This is a genomic window from Actinomadura latina NBRC 106108 (genome assembly GCF_001552195.1).
GTDB lineage: Bacteria > Actinomycetota > Actinomycetes > Streptosporangiales > Streptosporangiaceae > Spirillospora > Spirillospora latina.
The window spans coordinates 336,457-356,580 of sequence record NZ_BCQS01000012.1 but is presented as its reverse complement, the minus strand read 5'-3'; the positions used below and the strand labels follow the sequence as shown (position 1 = coordinate 356,580).

General features: G+C 69.4%; 16 protein-coding genes. 9 read left to right on the top strand and 7 right to left on the bottom strand.

The annotated features are described in order from the left end of the window. Window positions 1-70 precede the first annotated feature (70 nt). The 5 genes from AL2_RS19355 to drmA are packed head-to-tail and all read right to left on the bottom strand — an operon-like array spanning window position 71 to window position 10,152. Window positions 71-1,618: a serine/threonine-protein kinase gene (locus AL2_RS19355; RefSeq protein WP_067635290.1), complete on the bottom strand. Its 1,548-nt coding sequence runs from the start codon at window positions 1,616-1,618 to the stop codon at window positions 71-73. Window positions 1,619-1,626: 8 nt separating this feature from the next. Next, window positions 1,627-3,642, bottom strand: a complete 2,016-nt coding sequence (locus AL2_RS19350) for an N-6 DNA methylase (RefSeq protein WP_245666729.1) — start codon at window positions 3,640-3,642, stop codon at window positions 1,627-1,629. Continuing rightward, on the bottom strand, window positions 3,639-4,430 hold the full coding sequence (gene drmC / locus AL2_RS19345) for a DISARM system phospholipase D-like protein DrmC (protein WP_245666728.1): 792 nt from the start codon (window positions 4,428-4,430) through the stop codon (window positions 3,639-3,641). Before drmC ends, AL2_RS19350 begins: the two co-directional genes overlap by 4 nt. Beyond that, window positions 4,427-6,325 carry a DUF1998 domain-containing protein gene (gene drmB / locus AL2_RS19340; protein ID WP_067635289.1) on the bottom strand — a complete coding sequence of 633 codons (1,899 nt, stop codon included), beginning with the start codon at window positions 6,323-6,325 and terminating at the stop codon, window positions 4,427-4,429. Before drmB ends, drmC begins: the two co-directional genes overlap by 4 nt. Beyond that, on the bottom strand, window positions 6,322-10,152 hold the full coding sequence (gene drmA / locus AL2_RS19335) for a DISARM system helicase DrmA (RefSeq protein ID WP_067635288.1): 3,831 nt from the start codon (window positions 10,150-10,152) through the stop codon (window positions 6,322-6,324). Before drmA ends, drmB begins: the two co-directional genes overlap by 4 nt. Before the next feature lie 477 nt (window positions 10,153-10,629). Here drmA and AL2_RS19330 point away from each other — a divergent pair, with 477 nt between their 5' ends. Genes AL2_RS19330 through AL2_RS19315 form a run of 4 tightly spaced genes read left to right on the top strand, consistent with a single transcriptional unit; the run spans window position 10,630 to window position 13,704 of the window. Beyond that, window positions 10,630-11,052: a hypothetical protein gene (locus tag AL2_RS19330; RefSeq protein ID WP_067635287.1), complete on the top strand. Its 423-nt coding sequence runs from the start codon at window positions 10,630-10,632 to the stop codon at window positions 11,050-11,052. Further along, the gene (locus AL2_RS19325) at window positions 11,045-12,235 is read left to right on the top strand and encodes a hypothetical protein (RefSeq protein ID WP_067635286.1); all 1,191 of its coding nucleotides are present in this window, start codon (window positions 11,045-11,047) and stop codon (window positions 12,233-12,235) included. Before AL2_RS19330 ends, AL2_RS19325 begins: the two co-directional genes overlap by 8 nt. Beyond that, window positions 12,232-12,828 carry a hypothetical protein gene (locus AL2_RS19320; RefSeq protein WP_157438247.1) on the top strand — a complete coding sequence of 199 codons (597 nt, stop codon included), beginning with the start codon at window positions 12,232-12,234 and terminating at the stop codon, window positions 12,826-12,828. Before AL2_RS19325 ends, AL2_RS19320 begins: the two co-directional genes overlap by 4 nt. Window positions 12,829-12,831: 3 nt before the next feature. Continuing rightward, window positions 12,832-13,704 carry a hypothetical protein gene (locus tag AL2_RS19315; protein ID WP_067635284.1) on the top strand — a complete coding sequence of 291 codons (873 nt, stop codon included), beginning with the start codon at window positions 12,832-12,834 and terminating at the stop codon, window positions 13,702-13,704. 1,198 nt (window positions 13,705-14,902) lie between these two features. Here the strand turns inward: AL2_RS19315 and AL2_RS36500 are convergent. Next, window positions 14,903-15,097, bottom strand: coding sequence for a DUF397 domain-containing protein (locus AL2_RS36500; protein ID WP_083946674.1), 195 nt, complete (start codon window positions 15,095-15,097; stop codon window positions 14,903-14,905). Next, window positions 15,094-16,041 carry a helix-turn-helix domain-containing protein gene (locus AL2_RS19305; RefSeq protein WP_157438246.1) on the bottom strand — a complete coding sequence of 316 codons (948 nt, stop codon included), beginning with the start codon at window positions 16,039-16,041 and terminating at the stop codon, window positions 15,094-15,096. The genes AL2_RS36500 and AL2_RS19305 overlap by 4 nt, the downstream gene beginning before the upstream one ends. A gap of 7 nt (window positions 16,042-16,048) precedes the next feature. Here AL2_RS19305 and AL2_RS19300 point away from each other — a divergent pair, with 7 nt between their 5' ends. The 5 genes from AL2_RS19300 to hisS all read left to right on the top strand — a co-directional run bounded on the left by AL2_RS19300 (window position 16,049) and on the right by hisS (window position 19,950). Continuing rightward, window positions 16,049-16,438, top strand: coding sequence for an ATP-binding protein (locus AL2_RS19300; protein WP_157438245.1), 390 nt, complete (start codon window positions 16,049-16,051; stop codon window positions 16,436-16,438). Window positions 16,439-16,503: 65 nt separating this feature from the next. Further along, the gene (locus tag AL2_RS19295; RefSeq protein WP_067635280.1) at window positions 16,504-16,785 is read left to right on the top strand and encodes a hypothetical protein; all 282 of its coding nucleotides are present in this window, start codon (window positions 16,504-16,506) and stop codon (window positions 16,783-16,785) included. 363 nt (window positions 16,786-17,148) lie between these two features. After that, window positions 17,149-17,316: a hypothetical protein gene (locus AL2_RS37550; RefSeq protein WP_157438244.1), complete on the top strand. Its 168-nt coding sequence runs from the start codon at window positions 17,149-17,151 to the stop codon at window positions 17,314-17,316. Next, window positions 17,313-18,392, top strand: a complete 1,080-nt coding sequence (locus AL2_RS19290; RefSeq protein ID WP_067635279.1) for a methyltransferase domain-containing protein — start codon at window positions 17,313-17,315, stop codon at window positions 18,390-18,392. Before AL2_RS37550 ends, AL2_RS19290 begins: the two co-directional genes overlap by 4 nt. Before the next feature lie 244 nt (window positions 18,393-18,636). After that, window positions 18,637-19,950: a histidine--tRNA ligase gene (hisS, locus tag AL2_RS19285; RefSeq protein WP_067635278.1), complete on the top strand. Its 1,314-nt coding sequence runs from the start codon at window positions 18,637-18,639 to the stop codon at window positions 19,948-19,950. The last annotated feature ends 174 nt before the right edge of the window (window positions 19,951-20,124 follow it).

Sequence of the window (20,124 nt, the reverse complement as noted above, 5' to 3'; positions counted from 1 at the left end):
TAGGTCCGCGGCGCCGCCCGGGATCACGAGCTCTCTTCGCTTCATTCCGGCTGCGGGCCTTGGTAGCCCGCTAGGACTTGATGCGGGCCAGGGCTTCGCGGACGGTGCGGAGCATTCGGTCGTCCGGGCCGCGCAGGCGGGCCAGGTCGTCCCCCAGGTCCTCCAGGACGCGGACGGCCGCTGCGGTGCGGCCGGCGCCGTGCATGAGGAGGGCCTGCTGGCGGCGCAGGTCGAGAACCCTGGCGTCGTCCTTGCCGAAGAGCCGGGCCTCGTCGCCGATGAGGTCCCTCAGCTGGGCCAACGCGCGGTCGATCTCGCCGCTGAGGGCGCGGCTGTTGGCCTCCTTGAGGCGGAGGCCGAGGGCGGTGTCCGAGCCGGCGCCGTCGCGGCGCGCCGCGCCCTCGGCGAGCGCGTGGAAAGCGGACGCCGCGGCGGCGTAGTCGCCGGCCTGGAAGAGGACGTCCGCGCGCTCGGTGCGGAGCGCGATCACCTCGGAGTGCTCACCGCCGAGGACGCTCTCCGCCCGTGCGGACGTCCGGTCGAGCGTGCGCGCCGCCTCGTCGAACCGGGACTCGCGCATGAGCCGTTCGGCGCTGCGCCTGGCGCGGGCCACGTCGCCGAGGCTGAACGAGTCCGCGGGCGGCGGGTTCGCGGGTGCCGGCGACGCGGTGGGCGCGGTGGGCGCGGTGGGCGCGGGATCGGTGTAGCTGGTGAGCGTCCGGCCGGCGATGTCCGCGTACATGCGGAGCGCGCTGCGCCCGGCCCGCACCGCCCCGGGCAGTTCGCGCAGGCCCGCCGTGTGCGGGTGCAGCACGTCGAACACCTCGTCGGCGGACGCGGGACGCGCCTCGGGGGCCTTCGCCAGCAGCCGCAGCACAAGGTTCTCGAGGTCGGGCGGGACGTCGGCGCGCAGCCGGCGGAGCGGAACCGCCTCCTCGTAGATGTGGGCGTGCATCAGCGAGACATGGTCGGGCCCCTGGAACGGGCCCCTGCCGCTGAGCATCTGGTACAGCACGCAGCCGAGTGCGTACAGGTCGCTGGACGGGCTGTACTGCCCGCGGAACTGCTCCGGCGCCATGTACGCGAGCGTGCCGAGCAGCTGGTCGGTGCTGGTGAGGCGGGACCGCTCGTCGGCGTCCAGGGCGACGGCCAGCCCGAAGTCGAGGACCTTGACCGCACCGTCCTTGTCGACCATCAGGTTGCTGGGCTTCAGGTCACGGTGGACGAACGACTTCGCGTGCGCGTAGTTGAGGACGGCGCAGACCTGCGCGGCGATCGCGGCGGCCCAGCCGACCGGGAGCGGGTCGTGCTCGGCGACGAGGTCGTCGACGTTGATGCCGTCGACCAGCTCCATGACCAGGTAGAGGCGCCCGTCGAACGGGCCGCCCGTGACCCTGTCCGCGTCGTACAGGACGGGCACGCCCGGATGGCCCATGCGTGCGGTGAGCTGCGATTCCCGGACGAACCGCCTGACCAGCTCCGGGTCGTCGCCGAACCGGACGAACTTGACCGCGACGCGGCGCCGGAGCCGGATGTCGGTGGCGCCCCAGACCTCGCCCATCCCGCCCTTGCCGATGTGGACGGGGTCCAGTTCATAGCGGCCGACGATGGTCGTCACGTCGCTATTCAACCGTCCGGCCGGAGCCCGCCGCCACCGAGACCCTCGATTCCGAGTGCCACCGCCGCGTCCCCGGCGTCCGCCAGCTCGCGCAGCGCCGCGGACAGCTTGACGAGCCTGCGGTGGGCGGCCCCGTGGGCTCGCTGCTCCTCGATCGGCAGGCGCGGGATGGGCGTCCGGCGGAGATCGGCACGGGACGACGTGGACGCGGCGCCGGCCAGCCCGGCCGCATGCAGGTAGCAGGCAAGGAAGTAGGGGTCGATTCGGGTCTCATCGGCACGGAACACCTGCACCTGCGGGCCGGCCGCGGCACCGCCGGTTTCGACCACTCGCGGGTGAACCTGCCGCCCGCTCTGCGCGACGGCCACATCCCCCGGACGGAGCAGCAGGAGGCCGGGAGCAGCCGCGGTACGGGCGGACGGGCCACGCCCAAGCATGATGTCCTTGCCGGTCAGAACGGGTATCTCACCGGTTCCGAGTTCCATCTTGAGAGGTGGATGCAGTAGATCAGCGGTCCCATTCTGGATCAGTTCGGCCAGCGTCGTCATCGTGTGCTTGGCGGCCTCGCCCAGCGGGGCCAGCCCGTCCACCAGCGCATTGACCTCGGCCAGCCGCTCGCGGAGGCGGCCGTGCGCCTCCTCGAATTCGGCCCGCACGTCCGCGCCGCCGCGCAGGAGCCGCGCCGGGGTGAGGTCGACCGCGTCGTCCAGCAGATCGATCACCGGGACGGCCCGCCCAGCCCCCGGGCCGTCCCCGCGGAGGAACCCGGCCCAGCACTCGACCACCGCATCATCGAGCTCGCCGGACGCGTCGAGGAAGAACACATGGCCGGGGACAGGTTCCGCACCGTCGGGACGGCGCAGCAGCCACAGGTGCGGCGCGGCGGGTGACCCCGCCGCCGCACCGGCGGGCAGCTCCAGCACGGCCCGCAGGGTGCCGGTGCGCAGCAGCCCGGCCCGGACCCGGCGGCCGGAGCGGCGGTGCGCGGCGGCCGGCGGCATCAGCACGGCCGCCTCGCCCCCCGGCCGCAGATGCCACAGGACGTGCTGCACCCAGGCCAGTTCGGGCTCGCCACGCGGCGGCAGCCCATGGATCCAACGGGGATCACCGGTCAGCTCTTCATATCCCCATGCCCGATCACCGAACGGCGGATCACACAGGGCGACGTCAGAACGCTCGCCAGAGAACCCGTCAGCCCCCAGCGAATCTCCGGTCACGACCCGGACCCCCTCGCCTCCACCACCGCCGCGGCCGTCGCCGTTCAGGCGAAGCCGCGTGCGCGTGATGTCGGCCCCGTACGGCTCGCGGTCCTGCCCTGCGAGCCGGGCCGCGCCACCGTTCTGCGCGGCGAGCAGCAGGTCGCCGAGGCCGCACGCCGGGTCGTACACCGCGCGTCCCTTCACCTGGACGAGCCGCGCCATGAGCCGCGCCGTCCGCTCCGGGGTGGGGACGATCCGCCGGGCATGGGCCTCGACGAGCCGCCGGACGAGGTACTCGAACGTCGCCGCCCCTCCGCGCTCCCGCAGTTCCCGCGCCGCCGCCACCAGGCTCGCGGGAGCCACCGCCGCGCGCTCCCCCAGGTAAACGTCGACCCCCAGGTCACCGACCACACCACCGAGGCCGAGGTCGTCCGTTGTGGCGCGCAGAAGCTGCCACAGCCGCTCCTCCGGCGTCAGCGTCAGCGGCTTCCCCTGACCCGCCAGCCAGGTCTCCACGTCCGCCAACGCGAACAGCGGACTGTTGGCCGTCCCGCCGACGGGCCGCGGAAAATCCTCATACCGCCGCCGCCAGTTGGAAACCGCGGCCCGTCCGAACCCGCTCAGCCGCGCGATGTCCGCCGCACTGACCAGCGCCCCGGCCACGCCCGCGACCACACCACCGCGGACCGCGGGCATCCCGCTCTGGATCGCGCTCACCCCGGCCCCACTGGCTGACGCCGCCCTCGCGTCCGCACCCACCTCGGTCTGCCCGGCGTCGGTCCCGCCCACCTCGTGGTTGGACGGCGGCGGCTTGTGCTCGGTCACAGGCGCTCCAGGATTCCGGCGGCCCGCAGCGCGTCGAAGTGCTCGGCGGCACGCTCGGGAGCCGTGCCGCCGCGGACGAGCAGCCCGGCCTCGATGTTGCTGTTCACCCCGGACTGGGTGAGGTTGGCGCTGGAGACGAGGAGCTCACGGCGATCGGCGACCGCGATCTTGGCGTGCATCCGCCCCTTGTCGTCGTCCCTTCGCGCGACGGGCCAGTGCCACAGCTCCACTCCGAGCCCGTGGAAGGCCGCGGCAGGCTCCTCTCCGGAGATCGCGCTGCCCGCCCCCTGCAGCGTCTCCACCACGACCCGCACGGCGACACCCAGCGCGAGTGCGCCACTGAGCGCGTCCCGCAACGGCTGATACGGCTTCGCGGAGTACGTCATCAGCAGCAACTCATGCCGTGCGCGTCCAACGACCTGGGACAGCACCCGAGCGGTCGCCCGGACCGGTACCGCATGGCTGGTCGGCCCGCTCCACACCGACTCCACCTGGACGGCCGCCTGCTCCTTCGCCGCCGCGACGCCGCGGAGGTACGCCGCGACGGCCCGCCCGGGAAGGTCTTCCTGCCGGGAGGCGGCGATGAGCGCGTCCGCCTCGTCCTCCGATCCGGGCACGCACGCCCGGACGGACGAGGCGGTCGGCCACCAGTCGAACTTCTCGGCCATGGCGCGGAGACCGTCCGGGCCGATCCGCATGGCGGCTTCGCGGGCGCCCCGCTCGAACCGGTCGAGGGGATTCAGGCCGAGGTCGGCGTCGTCGTCATCCTCATCGTCGAACCCGTTCACGGCAGCTCCGGGTAGAGGGCGAGGTCGGTGTCGCCGACGGGGACGACGAAGCGGCGGTCGAGGAACTTGTTGCCGCGTTCGCAGGTCGTCTCGGAGACGAACAGGCAGACGTGGCAGGCGGCGCCGTGCAGGAAGTCGGCGGGTGCTTGCGGGAGGCGTTCGGCGCACAGCGGGTCGGACGAGCAGTGCCGCGCGTCGGCGAGGGCGCGGCGGGTCAGCCGGACGAGCTGGTCGGGCTCGGCCAGGGAGACGAGCCCGCCGAGGGTGCCTTCGGCGTCGGGGACCGCCGTGTAGATGAGGATGCCGCTGCGGTGCGGATCGTCGTCGGTGCCGGAGTAGATGCGTTCGGACAGGCTCGCCGAGCTGTATCCGCATTCGAGGGAGATCGTGCGGATCAGCAGGTGGGAGAGGGGGTGCAGGGCGATGAAGCGGGCGCCCGGCCAGTGCGCCATCTCGTCGAAGTCCGACATGGTGGCGATGCGGTCGGAGTAGCGGTTGCGGCGGTGCCGTGCGTACGCCTCGCGGTGCAGGCGCATCGCCTCGGTTTTCTCGACGCGCTCCTCCCACGCCTGAAGGAGGTCTTCGGGGACCTTGAGGAAGATGCCCTCGCCGCGCACCTCGCTGGCCGGCACCCAGGCGGGCTTGGACCTGGATAGCTGGACGAGTTTGACGAGGTTCGGGTCTTCGGGGTCCGGGGCGTCCAGCCGCGTGAAGCCGATCAGGGCGCGAACCTCACGGAGCCTCTCGGCTTGGACGACGTCGGCGTAGATGCCGGTCAGTTCGTCCGGGACGGGCTGGAAGGCGCGACGGAGGGTGAAGTCGTCGTTCGGGTCGGGCAGCTTGGCGGCGGAGAACACCTCCCACTCCGCAGTGCGCAGGTCGGGGTTCTTGTCCGCCTTTTCATCGCGCGCTCCTTCGAGCTTGGCGCGATGCCTGGCGACCGCCTCGGAGATCTCCTCCTCGCTCCACTGGTCGAGTTCCTTGAAGGCCGGCGCGTTCTCGCGGGCCCACGCGTACATCGCCTCGGGGAGGTCCTTGATGGCGCCCCAGTTCTTCTCGACCTTGGCGTCCAGCGCGCTTGCGCCCGATTGCGGGACGGCCAAGGCCGCGAGGCCCTTGGCGAACCACTGGTTGGAGGCGCCGACGACAAGGAGCTTCGGACGCTTGTCGCAGCCCTGCGGGTCGAAGGTGGCCAGGTGCGGATGGCGGCCCCGGCAGCTGGGCAGGTTCTCCTCGCCCCGCTTGCCCTGCGCGTCGCGGATGTTGCGGTGCTCCCCGCAGTTCACGCATTTGATCTCGACGTTGGCGCCGAGGTTGCCGCCGCGGTCCTCCATCCGGAGCCGCGGGTGGCTGGCCTTGACGCACGTCTCGCCGCGGTGCACGAAGTGCGCGTACGGGAAGTCGTCGAGGTGCCCGTTGGTGCAGGTCAGCACGAATCGGGCCGCCACCGCCAGGGGCTTGCGCTTCTTGCATTTCTCGTGGAAGAAGCGGGCTTCGTGCGGCTTGCGCGGCTTGGTGTTCTCGAAGCGGAAGATGCCCGAGTCGAGGCCGCCCAGCTCGTTGCAGTGGGTGCAGCGCAGCCAGCCGGGGAAGGGCGCGACGGGCACGCCGATCCTGGACGCCGGACCCATCGGGTCCTTGTCGAGGCCCTCCATCCAGGGGGCCGGCATCAGTTTCTGGACGCTCTTGCCGATGCTCTGCTGGACGGCGGCGAGCAGGCGCGGCTCGGCGATCGGCATCGCCTCGGGCAGGCCCTGGTGGTTCCAGTCGTCCAGGCCCTTGACCAGGACGGAGAAGTTCGGCAGGTCGACCAGTGCCCCGACGCCGCTGGTGAACATGAGGTGGCTCGGGCGGACGCTGCCGACGCGGCGGCGGAAGATCGCGGGCTCGGTCATCGGGTCTCCCGTCCGGTCGCGGCGTCGAGGGTGGACTGTCCGAGTTCGTCGCCTTCGGGCTCGTCCTCGTCGGGTTCGGCGGGCGGGCCGAACGACCAGTCCGGTTCGTTGTAGAGGGGGTGGTAGATCGCCTCGCCGCCCGGGAACAGCAGGTTGATCTCGTTCTCGGTCTCCCGCATGGACATGCCGGCGGTCATCGTCTCCCACCGGCCGCTGCCCGCCTTGCGCAGCAGCCCCTTGATCGTCTGCTTGTTCCAGGTTCCGTCCTGGTAGCCGAGCCGGGCGCTGCCGCCGGACTTCTGGCTCTCCCACGCGTCCAGGACGACCTGGACCCGCTCGTTCATGTAGTCGCGTCCGCGCGTTCCGGCGACGGCTTCGGCGCGGTCCAGCATCCGGTCGATGATCTCCTGGACGCGGGGGTCGGACCGGTCGACGTCGAACGCGTCGGGGTTGCGGGAGAACTCGTCGGCGGCGTGCCGGACCGCGGCGACCAGCGTTCCGGCCGTGCCCCGGTCGAGGGAGCGGCGCGTGTAGGGCGTGACGGAGAGGGCTTCGACCTGCCGGTAGAAGGTGGAGTGGTAGTGCTCGAAGTCCTCGTAGTGGGCGAGGTCGCGGGGACGTGACCAGTTGTAGAGCGTGACGACCAGGCCGGGGCGTTCGGCGTCGCGCCCGACGCGGGAGGACGCCTGGATGTACTCGGCGGTGTTCTTGGGCTGCCCGACCATGACCATCAGGCCGAAGCGGGACACGTCCACGCCGACCTGCAGCATGGAGGTCGCGAGCACCACGTCCACCGGCTGGAGCCCGTCGCGGCCCCGGTCGTAGAACCGCTGCGCGAGCGGATGGGCGGGGACGACCTTGGCCTTGGAGTCCCGGCGCTCCTGTAGATGCCGCCGCATGTCGTTCACCGTCTCGGCGCGGCGCCGGCTGGTGTCGAGGTCGGGGTCGAAGCCGTGCTCCAGCAACTTGAGCACGTCGCTGATGTCACCGGACGAGATGCGGGACGTCAGCTCCTGGATGGTCAGCATGCCGCCACGCTGCACGATCCGGTCGGACAGCCCCTTGGCCCTGCCGTGCCGGCGGACGCGTGTCGTCACGTCGTCGTCCAGGTACCGGCGCATTCCGGCCAGCTCCCGGGTGGCGTTGAAGTAGCCGACCATCGTCATGTACGGGTCGGCGGGTTCGCCGTACTTGTCGAAGAGCGTCTGCCCGGCGAGCAGCAGGATCTCGGCGAGCCTGATCTCGGCCGACTTGATGCGGACGCCGTGCGCGCAGATGCCCAGGTATCTCCGCCCCGGCGTCTTCCGCGTGATCGGTTCCTGGCGGGAGAAGAAGGTGTCGGCGACGTCGATGACCTGCGGCGGGAACACGGCCAGCTCGCGGCCGAAGACGCCGCGGACCTGCTCGCGGGCCCGCTTGGTGGTGGCGGTCGACGCGACGATCTTCGGGCCGGTGCGGCTTCCCCGGTGCGGCCAGGACGACAGTTCCGCGACGGCCGCCTCGAACAGGCCGACGGTCGTGCCGAGCGCACCGGAGATGAGATGCAGCTCGTCCTGGATGATCAGGTCGGGCGGGCGGAGCCGCATGACGGGACGGGCGCTGACGGCCGGCAGCGGGCCCTTCTTGTTGTGCTTGCTCGCGCACCCGGTCTTGTCGTCGAGGTCGTCGTGGCGGAAGCCGTGCCGGTCGCAGTGACTCCGGGTGCGTCCGAACAGGATCCCGGCGTAGCCCCTCCAGGGGAGCTGGGCCAGCTTGTCGACGGTGGCGATGACCAGGCTCGGCGCGTACCGGTAGATCTCCTCGTCCACGGTCAGGATCGGCAGCCCCTCGCCCGCGGCCACCTTGCGCGAGAACGGGCAGGCGTCCCCTTCACCGCGCGGGCAGTAGAGCAGGATGCGGCGCCGGTCGTCGTCGATGTGCAGGTCGCGTTCGGCGCGCAGCCCTTCGCCGCACCAGGGGCAGGCGAGCGTCTGCAGGACGTTGGCGCGGTGGCCGCTTCCCTGGTCGCGGGCCTCGATGATCTGGTCCTTGGCGTCCTCGAACCAGTTGGGCGACACTCCTGCGCCGACCCACAGCCCGATGCGGAACCGCTCGTCCCCCCACGTGGCCGGATCGCGCCGCCGGATGACCTCGGCGGCGCACACGAGGGCGGCGGCCCGCTGGAACTGCTGGGCGGTGAGCAGCCGGAGCGTGTACCGCATGAGGACGGCGACGCCGGCCATTCCGTCGCGGGCGTCCTCGGCCGTGCCGAGCGTGCGCTGTAGCCGCCGGATCGCGAACGTGTAGGCGGTCAGGCCCAGGTACGCCTCGGTCTTGCCACCGCCGGTCGGGAAGAAGAGCAGGTCGACGAGGGCGGCGGCGTCGGCCGTGCGCTCGGGGTGGCCGGGGTCGGTCAGCGACGGCAGGTTGAGCAGGACGAACGCGAGCTGGAACGGGCGCCAGCTCGCGGCCTTCTCCCCCTGCGCGTCGATCTGCCGGAGTGCCTCGCCATAGCCGAGGCCCTCTTCGCGGTGCGGGACGAGCGCGGTGTGGCGGCGCTGCAGGGCCATCGCCTCGTTGGCGAAGTGGAAGGCGGCCAGGGCTTCCTTGTGCCCGGGACTGGTCTCGTCGGACAGCAGCCTGATTCCGGCCTCGATGCGGTTGGCCGCTCTTCGCGCGTCGTGGACGGCCCTGCGCGCGGCATCCTTGAGCCCGTCCGGCAGCCCCGGGATCTCGGCTTCCCGCGCGTCCAGCCAGGTGTTGTAGCCGTCGACCAGGGGTTGGAGGCCCTGCTTGAGCTGCGCGGGTACGGCCTTGGCGAGGACGTCCATGGACAGCGTGACGTGCTCCAGCGGGGTGCCGGGCCCGGTCGGCGCGATGGTCGCGGGCACGTTGTGGACCGGCAGCCAGGTGGTGGTGAGCCGGTGCGCGGTCCGCTGCCCTTCCGCGACGTCGGGGTGGACGGCGACGTTGCGTCCGGCGGCGTACCGGCGCTCGTTGCGGTACAGCAGCCGCAGGTGCAGCTCTTCCGCGTCGTCCCCGACGGCCTGGAGGTCGTCGGCCGGGTCGTCCACGGGCAGGAAGACGGCCTTCGCGCCGTCGAGAGCCGTCACGGTCAGCTCGGGCTGGAACAGCCACGCCGTGTCCTTGTTGCCGGTCGGCTCCGTCTGCTGGTTGACGAGGGCGACCTCCACGACGCGCCTGCCGTCCCGCGGCCGGACGTTCACGCTGAGCAGCACGCCGGGCGCGTCCTCGTGCGCCCCGGTCAGCGGGATCTTGTAGGACTCCTCCGCGTCGAGCCGCACCTCCTTCTCGTGCGTGACCGGCTCCCGCGCCCAGACCCGGACCTTCTTGCCGTCCTCGCCTTCCTGCTCGTGCTGGTCGTAGCGCCCCCAGGTCGCCGTGACCGCGACCGCGTCCACATCGTCGCCGACGCAGAAGGACAGCCCCATGGACGACGCCCAGATCTTGCCGAGCGTCTGCGGGGTGACGACCTCCGGAAGCCCTCCCTCGGCCGCGTCCCCGTCCACGCCGGTCTCGGTGTCGGGCACCTGGTCGGCGTTCTCGATCGTGGACGCCGGCGAGGGCCGCGGCCCCAGCATCCCGACGAGGTACCGCTCGCGCGGGCCCATCGCCTTGGGCTTGAACTCCTCCGTCGGCCCGTCCCACGGCCCGAGCAGGTCTCGCCGGACGAGCTCCTCCAGCCCGTCCCGCACCTCGAACGACGTGCCACGCGTGAACGCCTGCGGCACGTCCAGCGGCGGCTTCATCTCTGCGGGCTTCCCTTTCACCAGCGAGAGCTGCACGTCCCCCGGCTGCGGGAACAGCCCGCCGTCGTCCTCGGTCACGCCGCGCCTCCGACCTCTCGATTCCGTGTACACGCTACACAAGCACAGCCCGCCGACACTCTGGCGGCGCCCGGCCTCTCAAAGCCTCCGCGCGACCGGTGTCGGCCACCCCGGGACTGTCTGCGAACGAAACGCCGAACAGCCGATTCACTGAGAATTCCCGGCCGTGATCTGCGTCTCTATGCAGCAACTGACGCACCTGCAGGACCACACATTTATGGACAGAAACTCCGAAAGTAGACAGGTCCATGCCCGCCCGTTTCGGCAGGCACGGCAACCGCGACGCGAAACATGTTCGGGTTACGGCCGCGCGGACACATCCGGAAAGCCGACCATTTGTGACCGAAATGGAAGTTAATGTTCCCTGGCCGCGACCTACCTGTGTGCGATAGCCCTGGAAGATCCGCGATTACCATCCCATAATGAGACCTGAATAAGGGACACGGGCGACCGCAGCAGACCGGGAAGGGCAGCGACATGGATCCCGCGCTGGCAGGGCTCGCCGGCGCGGTCGCGGCGGCCCTCGTGGACGCCATGACGACCGATTTCTGGGGCACCGCGAGGACCCGGCTCGCACGGATCGTCGGCCGCGGCGCGCAGGCCGCCGAGTCGGACCTGACCCGGGAACTCGAGGAGTCGGCGGGCAGGGTCAGCCGGAGACTCCCACCGGACCAGGCGGCCATGTCGGCCGAGCAGGCGAGATGGACGGCTCTGCTGACGGCTTTCCTCGCCGAGCACATGGAGGCTTCGGCTGAACTCCAGGACTTCGTCAGGCACATCCGGGAGGCATTACCGGACGCGGACACCGTCCACGTCGTGCAGAACATCACCACCGGGCGGAACGCATTCATCGCGGGCCGGGACCAGCACATATCCCTGACCTTGGACGACGATGGGTGAGGAGCTGGAACGTCCGGCTCCCACCCAGCAGGTGTGGGCGAGACGCGACGCGTTCGTCGCGGCCAGAGACATCTATGTCACCGCGGTGCTGGGGAGCACGCCGCAGTCATCCCCCGCCGCGGGAAGTGGCCTCAAGCGCGAACGGCCGCTCTTCGTCCAGTACACGAATCCGGAAATCCTGGCGTGCTACGGCATCGACGTCGGCGAAAGGCATGCGGCGCTCACGCTGACCCAGGCACTGGACGCCACACGGCTGGCCCTGCTGCTGACCGAGCGGCACCTCCTCATCCCCGCGTCCTACATCTTCGAGATCCCCTGGTACCCGATCTTCCTCGGGTGCGTGGAGCCGCTGGTGCGGGCGGGCGCCCTCCGCTACGTCGCCCCGGTCCCCGACCTCGCCGACTACCGGGAGATGAAAGTCCACGAGTACCGCCGGGACCGGAACAACCCCTACCGTCACGCCGGGTTACAGGGCATCTGCGCCGATCCCGATTTCCGCTGGGCTCCCCGGCACGGCGGCGGAACGGCCGCCGGAATCGGCGAGTTGTGGCGCGCGGCTCTGCAGCCCGGCGGTGCACTGCACCATGTCGCGCGCGGGACCGCACGCAGATGGCACCGGCCGCGGGGACGGGCCGAACGGCTGCTCGCACGAACCCCTGAACGGCTTGAAGGCCAGGCGTTCATCGCGCGGTTCGTGGAACGCACGCTGCCCGTGCCTCTCTCACCCGCCGAAAGCACCTCGCTCGCCTTCTTCCTTTCCCGCGCCTACCTGCGCAGCTACCTCCTCGACCTGGACGCCGCCATCCTCACCGACCTCCCCGCAGGCGACCTGACCTGCGGGCTCAGCCGCAGCTCAGCGGACATGGACGGCAGACTCCGCTCGGCGCGGCGGCTCGACACGGTGCTGCACTGGCTCGGCATCGCGGATTTCGTCCACCGCATCGCCGAGTGGGACGAACTGCTGCGGCTGCGCTCCCTGCCCGCGTTCGGACTCGTCATCGACCGGGCCTACGACGAAACCTCGCTCGACGCGCTGCGGATCGCCGTCCTGGCGGTACGCGGATCACGCGAATTCCGGCTCGCCCGCACCTACGCCGAGGCGAAGTCGAACGTGCAGGCCGTGGCCGGCACCATGGCCGATTTCACGCTCAATGGCAGAACAACATGGAGAGACGATCGATGAACATATCCATATACTGCTCCGGCTCCATTATGAAGGGCGCGGCGGACGAGAAGAAGCTCTGCTGGTCCGACATCGAGCGGCGGGAGGTCGCCAAAGGCGCGTCCCCGCGCGAGGTCGTCTTCCTGAACCCGGACGACCCCATCACCGACCCGTCCAACACACTCGGGCAGTTCGGCCGCGACATGTACCAGGTGATGGTCGCGACGGCGGTCGTCGTGGACGCCCGGGAACGGCGCGGCATCGGCATCGGGGTGGAGATGTCCGCCGCGGCCCTCCTCGGCACCCCGATCATCGTCGTCGCCCCCCGCAACTCCAAGTACCGGGCGGACGAGCTGGAATACCGCGGTGTCCTCGTCCGCGACTACGTCCACCCGCACGTGGCCGCGCTGGCGTCCGCGGTCGTCGACGATTTCGTGACCGCCGGGGAGCTGCTCCCCGAGCTGGCACCGCAGAAGGTCCGCGATGTTGACCACATGCCCCAGTGGCTCGATGAGGCAATCACGGAGTACCGCGACAACGTCCTGCCCGGTGACCCGCCCATGCTGGCCGCCCTGGAGCGCCTGCACGAGCCGTCGCTCGCCAGAGGACGCTGACCGTTGATCACCGAGCTGGAACGGAGCAGCGCGGAACTCGTCGGGGACGACCCACGGCTCTATCTCGTCCACAACGAGGCCCTTGAGGACTTGCTCTTCGATCGCAACCTCATGGGCGCCGGGTTTCGCGCGGCCTGCCTCCGTTCCAGCCGGTGGTTCATCGCCCATCTGGCCGACGAGTACCTGTCCGAGGAGACCGCCGAACTGGTGATCCTCAGCAAGGGCCTCGCCTACCAACTCGCGGAAGCCGTCTCGGCGGAGACGGGCCACAATCTGCCCACCAACCTGATCGCCACGTCCCGGACGGCGGTCGCCCACGACACGGCGCGGATCGACGTCCCGTACTGCTGCTTCGAGGCGCCGGCCGAGACCCTGCTCATCGGTGACACCGTCGCGTCCGGCGAGACGATCATCACCGCGCTGCGCCGCTTCCTGGACGTCCACCCGCTCCGGCGCGTCTTCGTCATCTCCTATGCGGGGACGCTCGTGGGCGCCACCAGAATCGCCGAGTTCTGCACGAGCCAGGGCATTGAGGCGACGTTCCTGTACGGCCTCGCTGCGTTCGGCCTGGGAGACAACGGCTTCGACCTGTCGTTCCTCCACCCCGACACGATCACGCGGGCCCGCTATGCCGAGCGGGCCCGCGAGCAGTTCGCCGGACGGCCGGTGTCGGCGGTCGGCTGGGATTTCGGCTCCCAGGCCATGGCCCCGCGCAAGTACCGGCATCTGAGCTGGGTGGAGTCGGAGATCTGGGACCTCACCGGCGAGGACTGCTTCAAAGTCGCCGAAGCACCCGGCGACTGGTCAGAACTGGCCCACGAGCGTGCCGCCTACGAGCACGCCCTTGGCCGTCTGCCCGTGCGTACGGACCCATGAGCGCCAAGCCCCGCCCGCAAGGCAGGCGCGGGGTTGCGGCTCCCCGCCCTCACAATCCATTGACCCTTCTCAGTCTCTCTGACTGATGCTGCTGGATGCGGCGTAGGAGCTGCCTCTTCGCCTTGCGCCGTTCACGGCTGTTGCTCACGGGGGCCTTCGCCAGTTCACGCGCCAGGAACCGCTTCCACTCCACTTCCGCGACCTCTTTCCGAGATTCGCGGTCGCTCGCCCCGCCGCCGGCTCCGCTGACCGTCATGGCCCGCTTGCGCCGGCCGTCGACCCAGTACTCACTCGACCCCATACCAACCTCACCAGGGCGAACGTCACTTGCGAGGCACTATAAGCACTGTGAACTCAATCTTCAAGAGGTTTGCCGACCGCTTGTGAGGCCACCTTGATCAGCGGTCCGGTTGCGCCCGCCCTTCTTCGCCTTCTGTCGTGAAGACCAGCGGTGACCTCGGCCGCGTACCGCTCATGGTTCAGCTCAAGCAGCCGATCGACGCCGCCTCATCGATCATCTCGTGGAGCTGGCGCAGCTCCACGATGTCCGTTTCCATGCACGTTGGGTCGTGCACCATGTTGTAGGTCTTGGTGAACCCGGCCGAGCATTGAGACGAACGCGCGGACGACGTCGCGTTCCGCCGCCTCGCGCCAGTCGGCCGCAGTCGAACACGGCCGTGGTGGTGACGCCGCCGCGCGGGGCCCACATGAGGGCCTACCAGCGTCCGTCGCAGGCACCGAGGCCGGACCGGCGCCGGGGTCAGGAGGGCGGCGTCCGGGAGTTCGAGAGGCAGAGACCGAATGGGGCGGCGCGGGGTCGCTTGGGGCGAGCGTGAGGCGGCGTCCTTGGCAGCGGGCCGTGGTGCGAGTGGCCACGGACCAAGCATGGAGTCGCTGACGGCGGCACAGAGGCAGCGACGGCGCAGAACCCGATGGAGCCAGCCACGCGACAGGGTTGCGTCGATCAGCGAGATCCCCCGGCCCCGACACCTTCGTTGAAGGTGCGGAGAACCGGATGGAAGAGGCCGTCCTCGAAGATGTCGCCGCGCCGGTTCTCACCCGGTCCGTGCCGCGTCATCCGACCACCCTGCTGCCGCACCTCGCTCACACGCCTCTGGCGCCTCACGCACGCGCGGGCGGAGGAGGAACGGTGCGACGGCCTCGGACGAGCGTCAGGACATCGGGCGGGACGGGACGGTCAGCGGGCGGAGTGCTGCTTGACCTGCTCGACCAGACCGGCGAACTGCGCAACGGACAAGGTGAGGTGCCCCCCATCCGGGTCCTTGCTGTCCCGCACCCCGATCCCGGCCCCTGGCGAAAGACGTCCCAGCTCAACGCAGTGTTCGTCGTTGACACCGCTGCTGTGGGTGCTCTTGCGCCACTGAACGTTCATGTGTACTGCTCCAAGTACCGCTCGACGAGGGCGCGCGAGGCATCTTCCGGGAGGGCCTTCGCGCCGATGCGATCAAACGTAGCCCACAGATCCCTTATCTCGTTGGGCGCCTCGATGAGCCGTCCGCCGTACTGGGCACCCGCATAGGCGACGTCCCTGCTCTCCATGCTGATGATCTGGAATGGACCATCGAAGCCTTCGTGTGCACCGGCCGAAGGCGGGACGAAACGGATGATGACGTTGGGAAGGTCCATCATCTGCCGGAGGTGGATGAGCTGTGCCTTCATGACCGGCGGGCCACCGACGCAAGCACGAAGCGCCTCCTCATCGAGGATCACGTAGAAGAACGGCGGGTTATCTCGATCAAGGAGAACCTGCTGACGGGCGAGGAGCCTGGCCACGGTGTCGTCGGGATCCTGGGGCCTTCCAGCCGTGGCGAGGGCGCGCATGTAGTCCTCGGTCTGAAAGGGCCTGGGGAGCGTCTTGCCGTGGTAGAGCCTGAGCGCGTCGGCCTGTTCCTCGTAACGGAGGAACTGCCGTCCCCAATCGGGGTCATGGGCATTTCGGGCAAACCAGAGCAGCAGTTGCAGAAGCCTACCGGTGCCATATTTCTCGTCAAGCTTCGCAAGCTGGTCCTCCTGCGGACGCTGCCTGCCTGCCTCAATGTTCGAAACAGTCGACCGCGTGACACCAATGATTTTTCCGCACTGAGTCAGCGAAAGCCCTGCCTTCTCGCGTAGAAACCGCAGGTAGAAGGCCAGAAGGTGCCAGAGGGAGATCTTGGGTTCTAGGGGATCACGGACGATGGGCATCGGCATCTCCTGTTTGGCTTTGTTTTCGTAACAGGAAAACCTTAGAACGTTCCGGTGATCCTTGTCCCAGGAAATCGGAATCTCGGGCAAGGACAGGACGATGGCGATGACGGCGACCGCAGAGCCGATCATGTCCCTTATGGGCACACCTTCCGCGGTGGGGCTGGCGCGTACCTTCACGGACGCACAGATCCGCAAATGGGACTACTCGCGCATTCTCGACAGCGCGCTTCTCATCGTCTCGGAACTCGTCACGAACGCGGCCCGCCAGACGCCGGACGAGGAGATCCGTCTCCAGCTCAGCCGGGACGCCTTCGGAATCATCATCGCCGTCTGGGACGCCGACCACGAGTTGCCCAAGGCCAAGCCGATGACCGAGCTCACCCTCGAAGACCTCGACCTGTCCGAGGAGGCGTTCGACGACAACGGCGGCTGGGGCTTGCACATCGTCCAGGCCATGTCCGCCAAGTGCGGCGTCACCGCCGACCCGGCCGGCGGCAAGTGGGTCTGGTCGCGGATGCACCCGTAGCGGCAATCCAGGCACGACCCTCGACGGGAGGTAGCACGAGGATGGCCATTGATCGTCTGACGGCCATGAGCGGACGGCGCTCGGCACTGACCGCTCTCGACAAGGCCGTGCACAAGCACGGCGGGATGTCGTGCGGCATCGTCCCGCGCAGCGGCACACCCGTGCTGTACGTGATCAACACGGAGTCGCCGAGCAAATTCACCGAGATCGGCGCCGACTTCATCGGTGGTACCTGGATGTTCACCTGGGCGCCCACCGGCACAACGATCGGCGCGGCCAACTCCCCCACGCAGATCGCCGAGACGATCGCCCATGCCCTCGGGGCTCACCTCGGGATTCGTCCATGATGGGCGGCGAGTTCACAGAGTTGGCACAGCTCATCCTCCTCTTCGGGACGGTGTGCCTGCTCTTCGGAGCCATGGCGGGTTACGTCCTGGGACCGGGCCTGGTGTACCGAACCCGGCGACTGCTCCGGAGGCTGCGCCGATGAGCCCCCCGATCACGACCGCCGAGGTGGCCCCGCCTTGGAGAACACCAGGGCCGCCTACCAGGAGCCTCTCCGGCTCCGTCGCCTCGGCGAACGATCGTGGCTACCGCAGTAGCCGAGCCCGAGCCGGCGGAGCTGAACGACGACGCCGCCTCGCCAACTAGACCCCTCCGGGCGGACGGAGTTCCGAGCGCGGCACATGGCCGTCCGTCCGGAGGTTCCAGTGCGGTTCACCAGCCGCAACGACACACTCAAGGAGAACACGATGGGCAAGCACGACAAGGACAACAGCGACGGGAAGACCAGCACCGACGGGAACAAGCCGCAGGGCGGGTCCCGTGGGAGCGGTGACAAGACCAACGGCAACCCCACCGACGGGAAGCGTAAGTGACCGACTGGCACGAGATCATCGGCGCGGTGCCCCGGCGTTCGTTCACACCCGATGTGGTGTGGGCGGACCTGGGGCCCGGCCCCTGGGCACGCATTGACCGCGCGACCGACCCCGCCCAGTGGGACGAGGTCGTGGCGCTCGACCAGCCCTTGGTGACGCAATTCGAGGACGGCCGAACCGAGGGTGAAGGACTGGCCAGTTCGTCGCTGTCCATGCCGACGATGGTGGTCGAGTTCTTGGAACAGCTCGACCCCTTCGACAACCATCGCGTCCTGGACATCGGCACGGGGGCGGGATGGACGGCCGCACTGCTGTCCGCCCGCGTCGGTGCTCCCAACGTCACCACAGTGGAGGTCGACGCAGGGCTCTCGGCTAAGGCCGCCGCACGACTCAAGTCGGCCGGCTACGGACCTCGCACCATCGTCGGTGACGGCGCAGACGGATGGCCCGAGGGCGCTCCCTACGACCGAATACACGCAACATGCGCGGTACCGCGTGTGCCCAATGCCTGGGTGGAGCAGACGCGCCCCGGCGGCGTGATCGTGACCCCGCTCTCAGCGGGGTACGGCTGCGGCGCCGTCCTACGCCTCGACGTGCTCGACGACGGCACGGCCGTGGGCAGATTCAGCGGATCGGCCGACTACATGGTGATGCGCGCACAACGCCCTGCCTACGGCTCGGCCCGATCATGGGCACAAGCCGTCCAGAGGAACGTCCGAGTGAGCCGCACCCGACTGGACCCCCGCTCGCTGCCCTACGGCCCGGTGAGCATCGACTTAACCATCGCGGCACTCGTACCGGGCGTGATCTCGAAGTTCTACACCGAAGCCGACGAGGCGACGCTCTGGATCCTGGACCGTGAGTCCCACGAGGGCGCGTGGGCCTCGGTCGACTACGAGCCCGGCCAACCCGACTACGAGGTTCAACAGGCAGGCGACCGCTCCCTATGGGACGAGACCGAAGCCGCCTACCTGCAATGGCTCAAGTGGGGCCGCCCGGACATCACCCGCTTCGGAATCACCGTCACACCCGACGAGCAAACAATCTGGCTCGACACCCCGGCCAACCCGATCTGAGCCGCAACACCCCGCCCCCTGCCCCGGTCACCCCAGGCCGGGGCAGGTTCTCCTGGGCCTCTACTGATCGGGGTCCCCGACGCGGCAAGGGTGGACGCGCTGATGCACGGTTGCAAGGCCTGGACGCGGTGCCGTCTATACGATCGGAGTGCGTTGGTTCCCCGGCTCGCACGACGTCCGGATGTGGACCTGTTCCCATGAATTGCCTTATCTCATCACCCGGTCACGTTGGTCAGGAATTCCCATGGCGTCCCAGCAGTTCGAGCCCCCTTCGGGCACCCGCGACTTCCTCGCCGGTGCGCTGCGCACCCGCGAGCACGTCTTCGCGGCGATCCGCGGGGTGTTCGAGCGGTACGGCTTCGAGCCGGTGCAGACGCCGGCGTTCGAGCGGTTGGAGACTCTGACCGGCAAATACGGCGACGAAGGCGACAAGCTAATCTTCAAGATCCTGCGGCGCGGGGAACATGAGGCCACCGGCGAAGCCGATCTCGCGCTCCGCTACGACATGACCGTCCCGTTGGCCCGGGTCGTCGCAAGCTACGGCTCACAACTTCCGACACCGTACAAGCGGTATGCGATGGGGCCGGTGTGGCGGGCCGACCGTCCGGGCAAGGGACGGTTCCGCGAGTTCGCGCAGTGCGACGTGGACGTGGTCGGGTCGGCGTCCCCACTGGCCGACGCCGAAGTAGTGTGCGCGCTCACCGACGCACTCGACGCTGTCGGCGTGCGTGGCTATCGGGTGCTGGTGAACTCGCGGCAGGCGCTGTCGGGTCTGCTGGAGGTTTATGGCGTTCCCGCCGACCTCGGCGGCGGGGTCCTGATCACCCTCGACAAGCTCTCTCCGGAGAAGGTCGCGGCCGAACTGGTGGACACCCGATCGCTGGCACCCGACATCGCCGATGCGCTCGTGGGTGACCTGACGGCCGCCGATGCCGTGGAGCGGATGCAGACAACGCTTAAGGACAGCGAGGCTGGACGTGCGGGTCTGGAGGAGATCGGCCGCCTACTGCAATTGGCGTCCCCGAAGGTGGGCGAGGACCGGATCGCGTTCACCCCGAGCCTGGTCCGGGGGCTTGACTACTACACCGGGGTGATCTTCGAGGTGGTCGCCGAAGGCATGCCAGGCTCGATCGCCAGCGGCGGGCGCTACGACAGGTTGATCTCCGCGCTCGGGGGCCCGGACGTCCCGGCCTGCGGCGGCTCGCTCGGTGTCGAGCGGATCATCGGCCTGCTGGGAGACGACGAGGGCGACGCGCACCGGATCGACGTCGCGGTCACGGTGATCGCTGAGGACACCGCGCCCGAGGTCATGGGTTTCGCCGCACGATTGCGGGACGCCGGCATGCGGGCCGAGGTGTATCTGGCCGCCAGCCGCAAACTCGCCAAGCAGCTGAAGTGGGCCGCAGACCGTAAAGCGCGGTTCGCACTGATCTACGGGGCATCCGACGAGGAGGCGGGGGTGATCACGGTGCGGGACATGGATTCCGGAGAGCAGGCCCAAGTCCCGACCGACCAGCTTGCCGCGTATCTCACTGGGAGATGCGCGCCGCCGAGGTAACTCCACGATCCCCGTCGACTTGCGGCGTGTTGCCCTTATGGAGGGGCCGATAGGGGCAACACGCCGCAACTCAACGATCCGGGATCAACGATCTGGCTACGAGTTGGATGCCTTTTGCGTACGGGCTTAATTGTGGATCATCGACGGGCGTAGGACTTCAAGGTGAGATCCCCC